Source organism: Acidovorax sp. LjRoot204 (genome assembly GCF_056175785.1).
On the sequence record NZ_JBGFFF010000152.1, the window covers coordinates 1 to 10,696 of the forward strand.

At 65.7% G+C, this 10,696-nt stretch carries 10 protein-coding genes; 5 read left to right on the top strand and 5 right to left on the bottom strand.

Annotated elements, in window-relative coordinates; translation table 11 throughout:
- Positions 1–921: ammonium transporter (locus AC04MI_RS20240; protein WP_476498537.1), on the bottom strand; the 921-nt coding region annotated here is incomplete at its 3' end.
- Positions 922–1,273: 352 nt separating this feature from the next.
- On the opposite strand from AC04MI_RS20240, the gene AC04MI_RS20245 reads away from it, so the two are divergent.
- The 5 genes from AC04MI_RS20245 to AC04MI_RS20265 all read left to right on the top strand — a co-directional run bounded on the left by AC04MI_RS20245 (position 1,274) and on the right by AC04MI_RS20265 (position 5,698).
- Complete coding sequence (locus AC04MI_RS20245; protein WP_056742136.1) at positions 1,274–2,032, top strand: sulfite exporter TauE/SafE family protein; 759 nt, start codon at positions 1,274–1,276, stop codon at positions 2,030–2,032.
- 266 nt (positions 2,033–2,298) lie between these two features.
- Entirely contained in the window at positions 2,299–3,063 is a 765-nt protein-coding gene (locus tag AC04MI_RS20250; RefSeq protein WP_260665946.1) for an ABC transporter substrate-binding protein, read from the top strand.
- A 127-nt stretch (positions 3,064–3,190) separates the two neighbouring features.
- On the top strand, positions 3,191–3,973 hold the full coding sequence (locus tag AC04MI_RS20255) for an amino acid ABC transporter permease (RefSeq protein ID WP_056057473.1): 783 nt from the start codon (positions 3,191–3,193) through the stop codon (positions 3,971–3,973).
- Complete coding sequence (locus AC04MI_RS20260; RefSeq protein WP_476498538.1) at positions 3,970–4,722, top strand: amino acid ABC transporter ATP-binding protein; 753 nt, start codon at positions 3,970–3,972, stop codon at positions 4,720–4,722. The genes AC04MI_RS20255 and AC04MI_RS20260 overlap by 4 nt, the downstream gene beginning before the upstream one ends.
- An 88-nt stretch (positions 4,723–4,810) precedes the next feature.
- Positions 4,811–5,698: a DMT family transporter gene (locus AC04MI_RS20265; RefSeq protein WP_099731501.1), complete on the top strand. Its 888-nt coding sequence runs from the start codon at positions 4,811–4,813 to the stop codon at positions 5,696–5,698.
- Positions 5,699–5,783: 85 nt separating this feature from the next.
- Here AC04MI_RS20265 and mrdA read toward each other — a convergent pair whose 3' ends face one another.
- The 4 genes from mrdA to AC04MI_RS20285 form a co-directional block, all read right to left on the bottom strand.
- On the bottom strand, positions 5,784–7,724 hold the full coding sequence (gene mrdA / locus AC04MI_RS20270) for a penicillin-binding protein 2 (RefSeq protein ID WP_476498539.1): 1,941 nt from the start codon (positions 7,722–7,724) through the stop codon (positions 5,784–5,786).
- 181 nt (positions 7,725–7,905) lie between these two features.
- The gene (gene mreD, locus AC04MI_RS20275; RefSeq protein ID WP_476498540.1) at positions 7,906–8,424 is read right to left on the bottom strand and encodes a rod shape-determining protein MreD; all 519 of its coding nucleotides are present in this window, start codon (positions 8,422–8,424) and stop codon (positions 7,906–7,908) included.
- Positions 8,425–8,467: 43 nt separating this feature from the next.
- The gene (mreC, locus tag AC04MI_RS20280; protein ID WP_056742141.1) at positions 8,468–9,391 is read right to left on the bottom strand and encodes a rod shape-determining protein MreC; all 924 of its coding nucleotides are present in this window, start codon (positions 9,389–9,391) and stop codon (positions 8,468–8,470) included.
- Positions 9,392–9,523: 132 nt separating this feature from the next.
- Complete coding sequence (locus AC04MI_RS20285) at positions 9,524–10,567, bottom strand: rod shape-determining protein (RefSeq protein WP_008907364.1); 1,044 nt, start codon at positions 10,565–10,567, stop codon at positions 9,524–9,526.
- Positions 10,568–10,696 lie beyond the last annotated feature (129 nt).

A 10,696-nucleotide genomic window follows, 5' to 3' on the forward strand; every position in this document is an offset into this window, starting at 1 on the left:
CCCGCGCACTACCCACTCACCCAGCATCCACGACAGCGCACCGGCCGCAGCGGCCAGGTGCGTCACTGCCATGGCCAGCCCGGCGCGCCCATCGGCCGCGACCGCAGAGCCCGCGTTGAAGCCAAACCAGCCCACCMACAGCATGCCCGCGCCCGCCATGGTGAGCCCCAGGTTGTAGGGTTCAAACGGCTCGCGCCCATACCCCGCGCGGCGGCCCAGAAACCAGGCGCACACCAGCCCCGCCACGCCCGCGTTCACGTGCACCACCGAGCCGCCCGCAAAATCCAGCGCGCCCATCTGCGCCAGCCAGCCACCCGGCTCCCACACCCAGTGCGCCACGGGCGCATAGACCACAAGTGTCCACAGGCTGATGAAGACGAGCATGGCCGAAAACCGCATGCGTTCCACAAACGCGCCCACCAGCAGCGCGGCCGTGATGATGGCAAAGGTGAGCTGGAACATCGCGTACACCGACTCCGGGATCAGCGGCGCAATGTGGCTCACCGCCAGCTTGCCCGCCTCCAGTTGAAAGTCGAGCCCGGCAAAGCCAGCACGGTCCCAGCCGCCAAGCCAGGCGCTGCCCGGTGTGAAGGCCAGTGAATACCCCGCCGCAAACCACAGCAGGCTGACCAGCGCTGCAATGGCCACCACGCTGGCCATGGTGTTGAGCACGTTCTTCCTGCGCACCATGCCTGCGTAAAACAGCGCAATGCCTGGCAGCGTCATCAGCAGCACCAGGGCGGTGGAAGTCATCATCCAGCCGGTATGGGCCGCATTTACCGTGTCCTGGGCCACCAGGGCGGGGCGCGTGAGAGGCGCCGCGACTGCAGGAGCCTCTGGCACGCCCTGGGCCAGCGCGCAGGTGCACAGCCCCAGACACAACGACACGACCGCAAACACCCGGTGGTTGACTGCACGCATGCACGCTCCCTTTCGCAATTTGTTACAAGCGCATTGCACGAGCCATGCCAGCCAGATGCCCCCGAATCGGGGCACAGAGCGTCCCCGCAAGCCGTCCGGCGCCCAACAACGGGGGGCGGGAAACCCCCAATGCACCAGCGGGGTGCAGCCGTTACAGTCACGGCACTCGAAAGCGCGCTTCGGTGTGCCAAGCGAGGGGCCCGAGGAGACAACCTTTCTACCAAGAACCACATTCAAAACACCCAACGAGGTGTGAACCCTTTCAGGCGCTGGCGATCCCAGCGCCTTTTTCTTGCCCGCTCGATCCTGAGCGGTCCTGAATCGATAGCAGGCCCGGTGCGACAATCCTGCGATGGAATGGATTTTGATGACCCTGGCCTCGCTGCTCGCGGGCTTTGTGGATGCGATCGTGGGGGGCGGTGGACTGGTGATGGTGCCCGCGCTGTTTGCAGCTTTTCCGGGGGCGCCCCCAGCCACCCTGCTGGGCACCAACAAGGCGGCCTCGGTCTGGGGCACCGCCATGGCCACCTGGCAATACAGCCGCAAGGTGCAGATTCGCTGGTCGGCCATGCTGCCGGCTGCAGCCGCCGGTTTTGCCGGCTCGTTCGTGGGCGCCTGGGCCGTCACCGTGGTGTCGGCCGACTTCCTGCGCAAGCTGCTGCCCCTGGTGCTGCTGGGCGTGTTGCTCTACACCCTGGCCAAGAAGGAGCTGGGGCGGCACCACACCCCCCGGTTCGCGGGCCGGGCCGAGGTGATCGCCGCCTGCCTGATTGGTGTGCTCATCGGTTTTTATGACGGGTTCTTTGGCCCGGGCACCGGCAGCTTCTTCGTCTTTTTGTTCGTGCGGCTGCTGGGCTACGACTTTCTCAATGCCTCGGCGTCGGCCAAGCTGCTCAACTGCGCCACCAACGTCGCCGCCATTGCGCTGTTTGCCGCCAAGGGCCATGTGTGGTGGCACTTTGCGGTGACGCTGGCCGTGGCCAACGTGCTGGGCAGCCTGCTCGGCACCCACATGGCGCTCAAGCATGGCACCGGCTTTGTGCGGGGCATCTTCATCGTGGTGGTGAGCACCCTGATCCTGAAGACGGGGTACGACGCCTTTCTGCGGTAGGCCTGCTCTTCACGCACCGGGTGTCGGTCGCCAGGCCAGGGTGGCACCCAACTTGCAACGCCCCGTAAGGCCTACCACCAGGGCGCTCCGAGGTCATCGGGGTTGCCCTGCATGGCCCGAATGTGAACGCGCGTCCTATAATTTCCGCACGTTTCCGTTTGATGACGAGGCCCATCGCCAATGGCGATGTCCGCATCCACCCGCTCCGGCCTGCCTACCCGCAGGCCGGATTTTTTGTACCTGAACCACCCCCACAGGAACCTGTCATGCAATTTTTCAAGTCTGCCCTTGTCACCGCCGTGGCGCTGTGCGCTGCCCTCGCCGTCCAGGCCCGCACGCTGGACGAAGTCAAGAAGGACGGCAAGATCATCGTGGCCACCGAGGGCCAGTTCGCTCCCTTCAACTATTTCGAAGGCACCAAGCTGACGGGTTTTGAGGTGGAAGTGGCGGAGCTGGTGGTCAAGAAGATGGGCCTGAAGCTCGAATGGAAGACCCTGGGCTTTGACGCCCTGCTGACCGGCCTGGGCCAGAACCGCTGGGACGCCGTGATCGCCTCGCACGGTGTGACCGACGAGCGCTCCAAGGCCGTGACCTTTGCCAACCCCCATTACTGCTCGGGCGGCATCATCGTGGCCATGGACGACAAGATCCGCAACGCCAAGGACCTGACCGGCAAGGTCGTGGCCGTGCAAACCGGCACCAGCTACCTGGAGCAGGTGAAGAAGGTCAGCGGCGTGAAGGAGGTGAAGAACTTCCCGCAAGACACCGACGCCCAGCGTGCCCTGATCTCCAAGCGCGTGGACGCCTGGGTCAGCGACAAGTTCGTGGCCAAGGAAGCCGCTGCCAAGAACGCCAAGGCCGGCTTCAAGCTGGGCGACATGCTGTTCATCGAGCGCATCGCCCCCGCCATGGCCAAGGGCAACACCGGCCTGGCCGATGCCTGGAACAAGGCGTTCACCGAAGTGCTGGCCGATGGCAGCTACGCCGCCGTCTCCAAGAAGTATTTCAACGAAGACGTGCGCTGCAATTGATATGACGGCACATGGGGTGCGCAGAAGGCCGGGAGCCTCTGCGCACCTTTTGCCTTTTGTGGCGGCGCAGGCCAATGTCCCTGCCGCCCACCCGATTTCCAACCAAGACCTTCTGGTCGTCTGATCCATGCTTCTCGCTCTTTGGCCACAAAGCTGGTCCCGACAGCAGCGCAGCAATGCCACGCTGGTCGCTGCACTGGTGGTGATGGTGCTGGCCCTCTCGTTGCTGGGCCAATTGCTGTCGTTCTTCCCTGACCCCATCGGACCCAATGCCCAGGCGTTTTCTGAAGGTGCGCGCACCACGCTGTGGCTCACGCTGGTCAGCGGTGCCGTGGGCCTGGTGCTGGGCACAGCTGCGGCGCTGGCCCGCACCGCCCGCTGGACGCCCGTGCGCTGGATTGCTGGCGTGTACATCTGGGCCATTCGCGGCACACCGCTCTTGGTGCAGATCCTGTTTGTGTACTTTGCGCTGCCGGTGCTGGTGCCAGGGCTGAACCTGCCCGACTTTGCCGCCGCCGTCGTGGCGTTGGGACTCAATGTGGGCGCCTACAACGCCGAAGCGCTGCGCGCGGGCCTACTGGCCGTGCCACGCGGTCAGACCGAGGCCGCCCGGGCGCTGGGCCTGGGCCGCATGCATGTGTTCATGGACGTGGTGTTTCCGCAGGCGTTCAAGATCTCATTGCCGCCGCTGGTGAGCAACTTTGTGGCGCTGCTCAAGGACTCTTCGCTGGCCTACGCGATCGGCGTGGTGGAGCTGACCAACGTGGGCAACCGCATCCAGTCGGCCACGTTCCAGCCCATCGCCACGCTGACCACGGTGGCCATCACCTACCTGCTGCTGACCACACTGGTCACACAGATCTCCAACGCCGTCGAGTACCGCTTTGACGTGGAGGGCCGCAACCAATGAACTCCAACGTTCCACCCAAGCCCTACATCGTGGCCGAGCGCGTGTGCAAGTCGTTTGGCGCGCACCAGGTGCTCAAGGACGTGTCCACCGTGTTCCACACCGGCGAGGTGACGGTGATCATTGGCGCCTCGGGCTCGGGCAAGAGCACCCTGTTGCGCGCCATCAACCGCCTGGAGCCCCACGACAGCGGGCGCATCACCATCGATGGCGTGGAGGTGTGCGACGACCTCACCACCCTGCAGCGCCAGCGCTGCGAGGTGGGCATGGTGTTTCAGCAGTTCAACCTGTTCGGCCACATGAGCGTGCTGGACAACGTGACGCTGGCGCCCCGCCGCATTCGCCGCACCCCGCGCACCCAGGCCAATGACGAGGCCATGCAGCTGCTGCGCCGCGTGGGCATGCAGGACCATGCGCACAAGTACCCCTGGCAGCTGTCGGGCGGGCAGCAGCAGCGGGTGGCCATTGCACGGGCGCTGGCCATGGCTCCAAAGGTGATGCTGTTTGACGAGCCCACCTCGGCGCTCGACCCCGAGATGGTCAAGGAAGTGCTGGACGTGATGCGTGGCCTGGCCCGTGGTGGCATGACCATGATCGTGGTSACSCAYGAAATGGGCTTTGCGCGCGAGGTGGCSGACCRGGTGATGTTCTTCGACCAGGGTCGCATCGCGCACGATGCGCCGCCGCAGGAGTTCTTCAGCAACCCGGCCAACGACCGCATCCGCGCGTTCCTGGGCCAGGTCAGCCACTGAGCCCCGTCCGCACCGGACTGCACTGCAACGCAGAGGCCGCCGGGCAACCGGCGGCCCTTTTTTCTTTTTGGTATTTAGGAATTTGTCGATGCGTACTGAACGCTGGGGCCTGATAGCCCTGCTGGCTGTGACCGTGGTGTGGGGCACCACCTTCCCGGCGATGAAACTGCTCTCGGCGCACCTCGACGCACTGCAGATCATCTGGCTGCGGTTTGTGATCGCACTGCTGGTGCTGGCGCCGCTGTGGCGCGGCATGCTGCGCCACGAGCGGCGCTGGGGCTGCGCGCTGGGGTTRCTGCTGTTCCTGGCGTTCTGGCTGCAGATCGAGGGCCTCGCACGCACCAGCAGCAACCGCAATGCCTTTGTCACCGGGCTCAACGTGCTGGTGGTGCCGCTGATCGCGATGGCAGCACTGGGGCGGCGCTACGGCTGGCGGTTGTGGGGCGCCTGCGTGATGGCGCTGGCAGGCATGGCGCTGATGTTCCACGAGAACGAGCCCTGGAACCTGGGCGATACGCTGACGCTGGCCAGCACCGTGTTCTATGCGCTGTACATCCTGGCGCTGGAGGAATGCGCGCGCCGCACGGCCGCACAGCCCCTGCGGGCCACCCGCATGGCCGCCGCACAGGCCACAGTGATGGCACTGGCCTCCACTGCGCTGTTGCTGGTGCAAAGCGGCAACATGGACTGGCTGCACTCGGCCGCCCAGCTGCCGGTGAACGCCTTGCTGGCCTTGCTGTACCTGGGCCTGCTGGCCAGCGTGGTGGTGGTGACGCTGCAGGCCTGGGGCCAGCAGCGCGTGGACGCCATGCGCAGCGCCATCGTGTTCGGGCTGGAGCCGGTGTTTGCCGCACTCACGGCGTGGATGTTGCTGGGCGAGCAGCTGGGCTGGGCCGGGCTGAGCGGGGCGGCGCTGATTGTGGCAGCGCTGGTGTTCAGCCAGCTCCAGCCGTCACCGCGCGCCGCCGGTGCCTAGCAGGCGCTTTTGAAGCAAAAACAGCTTGTAGCGCTAGTCGATATTGCGTCAACAGCTATTAATTCAATAGCAATCCAGTGCCAGATCAAGGAGTGACCAACGGCACCTCGCTGGCCTTGCGGGGCTTGCCCATGGGCGCACTGGCCAGGCCCTTTTGTACGGCGGCGATGTCTTCTTCGCTGGGGTACTCGCCCAGCAGCCAATAGTCAAACACGCGCCGCGCAATCGGGGCGGCGTGGGCAGCCCCAAAGCCTGCGTTCTCCACAATGGCGGCCAGGGCGATGGTGGGGTTCTCGGCCGGGGCAAAGGCCGCAAACAGCGAGTGATCGCGCTGGTGCTCCTCCAGCGCCTTGGCGTTGTACTTCACGTTCTGGCCCATGGTCACGGCCTGGGCGGTGCCCGTCTTGCCGGCCGAGGTGTAGGGCGCGCCCATGAACACCCGCGTGCCTGTGCCGCCCTTGTTCACCGCCACCAGGGCATTGCGCACCAGCTCCACGTTTTTGGCCTGGTAGCCCAGGTTGATGCCAGGGGGCTGCACGATCTCGGTGATGGCGCCGGTGACCGCATTCTTCACCGCCTTGGCCATGTGGGGGCGATAGCGGATGCCCCCGTTGGCCAGCGTGGCCTCGGCCAGTGCCAGCTGCAGCATCGTGAAGTTGTTGTAGCCCTGCCCAATGCCCAGCGACACCGTTTCGCCCGGGAACCAGCGTTTCATGTCGGCGCGTTTGTAGGTGTTGCGCTTCCACTCGGTGCTGGGCAGCGTGCCCCGCACTTCGCCGTTGAGGTCGATGCCCGTGGACTGGCCGAAACCCAGCGGCTTCATGAAGTCGTGGATGGCATCCACACCCATGTCCACGGCCAGCGAATAAAAGTAGGTGTTGCTGGAGAACTGGATGGCGCGGTGCATGTCCACGCCCCCCAGCCCGCCCTCGTGGCTGCGGAAGGTGTGGCCGCCGAAGGTGTAGAACCCGGGGTCGTTCACCACCAGGCTGGGCGAGCGCTTGTTCAGCTGCARCGCCGCCAGCGCCATGAAGGGCTTGTAGGTGGAGCCGGGCGGGTAGGTGCCGCGCAGGGCGCGGTTGAGCAGCGGCTTGTCGATGGACTCATTGAGCGCGGCCCAGTTTTCGGCATCAATGCCTTCGACAAACAGRTTGGGGTCGAAGGTGGGCTTGCTCACCAGCGCCAGGATTTCGCCATTGCGCGGGTCGATCGCCACCAGCGCTCCGCGGCGGCTGCCATACAGCTCTTCGATGAGTTTTTGCAGCTTGATGTCGATGGACAGCATCACGCTGTCGCCGGGGGTGGCGGCGTGGCTGGAGAGCTTGCGCACGGCACGGCCACCCGCCGAGGTTTCCATCTGCTCCACACCGGTCGCGCCATGCAGGGCCGACTCGAAACTGTGCTCGATGCCGAGCTTGCCGATGTACTCCGTGCCCCGGTAGTTGGCCTCGTCCTCCGAGTCCTGGATGCGGGCCTTCTCGGTCTGGTTGATGCGCCCGATGTAGCCAATCGCATGGCTGGCCACGTCGCCCAGCGGGTAGTTGCGAAACAGCCGCGCCTTGATGTCCACACCCGGAAAGCGGTAGCGCTGGGCGGTGAAACGCGCCACCTCCTGATCCGTCAGGCGGGTGCGGATGGGCAGGGATTCGAAGTTGCGCGACTCTTCCATGAGCCGCTTGAAGCGGCGGCGGTCACGCGCCTGGATGTCCACCACCTTGGACAGGGCATCGATGGTCTCGTCCAGCACGCCGGCACGCGAGGGCGTGATCTCCAGCGTGTAGGCCGAATAGTTGGWGGCCAGCACCAYGCCGTTGCGGTCSAGGATSAGSCCSCGGTTGGGCACMAYGGGCACSAYGGCCGTGCGGTTGCTCTCSGCCTGSKCYGCCAGGTCYTCRTGGCGCACCACCTGCAGGTACACCAGGCGCGCCGCGACCAGGCAGAACGCCGCCATCACCACCAGGCCCACCACCAAGGCGCGCACCCGGAACCGCGAGGCGTCGGCTTCGCTGCTGCGCACCTCGGTCATGGCCTCACCCCTGAAAACACGGCCCAGAAGCTGGCTGCCTGTGTGACTGGCGCGGCCCAGGCCAGGGGACGCCGAGCAAGGGTCGCCCCGCCGCGAGCGCGTCGCCGCCCTTCCCGCAGCGCACAGCACTGCGAGAGAAGGGGGAGACAGCGCGGCCGCTCAGGGGGTTGTTGCCTCATGTTCACAACGGCCGGTTCTGGTCTTTGTCGGGCGGGCGGCGCTGGGGTGCCAGCAGCACCCAGCTGGCCAGGGGCCACAGCAGCGCCTCCAGGAACGGGGCCAGAAAGCTCCAGAACCCCGGGAAAATTCCGCCCGCCGCCATGCGCAGCAGCAGCGCGATGGCATGGGCAACGGCAAACAGTGGAAACACCTGCAGCGCTTGCGACGGCACACTGAACCACAGCAAACGGCGGTGGATGGCGATGGCTCCGAACGACAGCACGGTGTAGGACAGCGCATGCTGGCCCAGCAKSGMMGACTGGYKCACGTCCATGCACAGGCCCAGCACAAAGGCCGCCCCCATGCCAATGCGCAGCGGCTGGTGCACGCCCCAGAACACCAGCAGCACCATCAGCAGATCAGGCATCCACACCACGCGGCCCAGCGGCAGCATGTTGATGGCCAGACCCGCAGCCAGACTGGCCCAGATGAACACCGGGTTCACCGGCATCAGCAGGGGCTCACCCCGCGGCATGATCATCGCGGGCCTCCTTGTGTCGGGGTCAGCGGGGCAAGGCGGCGGCTCATTTGCGGCCCCCGCGTTTGTTCGCGGGCGCGGCGGGGGCCGCATCCGGGCGGGGCAATTCGTTGTCGGCCAGGGGCTTGAGCACCACCACATGGCGCGCACCCTGCACCTGCGCCAAAGGCACGCAGTAGATGCGCGCAAACGCGGAGTCGGCACGGCGCTCCACCTTCACCACGCGCGCCACGGGCAGGCCAGGCGCATACAGGCCGTCCACGCCGCTGGTGGTCAGCAGGTCGTCTTCGCGGATGTCCGCGTTGGCGGGCATGAAGCGCAGCTCCATGCCACCACCATGGCCCGCCACCGGATCGCCATAGGCTACGCCGCGCACGCCGGTGCGGATGTTCAGCACCGGAATCGCCTGGTCACGGTCCACCAGCAGCGTGACTTCGCTGACCAGCGGAAACACGCGGGTGACCTGGCCCAGCACACCGGCCTCGTCCATCACCGGAGCGCCCAGCTCCACGCCGCCCAGCTGCCCCCGGTCCAGCACCACACGGCGCGTGTAGGGGTCTGCGGTGTCGTAGATGACTTCGGCCGCCTGTGCGGGGGTCTGGAGCCGGTCGCGCAGCTCCAGCAGTTTGCGCAGCCGCTGGTTTTCCATGGCCAGCTGGTCGGCCTGGTTGGCGCGCTGGCCCATCACGGTCATCTTCTTGCGGGCGGCATCCAGGTCTTCTTGCGCGGTTTGCAGCGACTGGAAATAGCTGCGCCCGTGGCTGGCGAACTCCACCGGCTGCAGCATGAGCCACTGCACCGGGTACAGCACCGTGGCCACGGCCTGACGGAAGGGGCCGGTAATCTGAAAGCGTGCGTCGGCCACCATGAGGAACAGCGCCAGCGCACTGAACACGGCCAAACGCGACAGGGCCGAAGGGCCCTGTTTGAAGAAAGGGGGAGCGCTGCGCTCCAGAGTACCCAAGGGCATGGTGCGCAGCGGTCAGGATCTGCCGCGGGGAGCGGGCTCCACGGGCGGGTGCTCAGAAACAAGCATTGGAGCAGGTGCAGTCATGCAATTCAGAGCGCAAAAAAAGTGCCTGCAGCATACAGGCCTGCCGACTTACTCGCTCGTGAAAATGCTGCCCAGGCGGTCCATGCGCTCCAGGGCGATACCGCAGCCGCGCACCACACAAGTCAGCGGGTCTTCGGCCACCAGCACGGGCAGGCCGGTTTCTTCGGCCAGCAGGCGGTCCAGGTCGCGCAGCAGCGCGCCGCCGCCGGTGAGCATCATGCCGCGGTCGGCAATGTCGGCGCCCAGCTCGGGAGGGGTTTGTTCCAGCGCGTTCTTCACGGCCGAGACAATCTGGTTCAGCGGGTCGGTCAGGGCTTCCAGCACTTCGTTAGAAGAAATGGTGAAGCTGCGTGGCACGCCTTCGGACAGGTTGCGGCCCTTGACTTCCATCTCGCGCACTTCGGAGCCCGGGAAGGCCGAGCCGATGTTCTTCTTGATGGCTTCGGCGGTGGGCTCGCCGATCAGCATGCCGTAGTTGCGGCGGATGTAGCTGATGATGGCTTCGTCGAACTTGTCGCCACCGACGCGCACACTGCCCTTGTAGACCATGCCGCCCAGCGAGATCACGCCGACTTCGGTGGTGCCGCCGCCGATGTCCACGACCATGGAGCCACTGGCTTCCGACACCGGCAGGCCCGCGCCAATACCGGCGGCCATGGGCTCTTCGATCAGGTAGACCGCCGTGGCGCCTGCGGCCTCGGCCGCATCCTTGATGGCGCGGCGCTCGACCTGGGTSGAGCCGCAGGGCACGCAGATGATGATGCGCGGGCTGGGGGTGAACAGCGTGCGCGGGTGCACCATCTTGATGAACTGCTTGATCATCTGCTCGGTGATCACGAAGTCGGCGATCACGCCGTCCTTCATCGGGCGGATGGCTTCKATGTTGCCGGGCACCTTGCCCAGCATGGCCTTGGCCTCGTGGCCTACGGCCTGGATGACTTTCTTGCCATGGGGCCCGCCTTCGTGGCGGATGGCGACAACGGAGGGCTCGTCGAGCACGATGCCTTTGTCGCGGGCGAAGATGAGGGTGTTGGCTGTGCCAAGGTCAATGGCCAGGTCGGTGGAGAAATACCGACGGAAAGCTCCGAACATTCAAAAATCCTCTCGGGCACGGCATGCGCGTCGGCCTGCCATCGCCAGGTATTCAGGGGGGTGTTTATGGGCTTTTTTCACGCAATTGACTCCCATTCCAGGAGCTTTGCGGCAAAGCCGGGATAATAC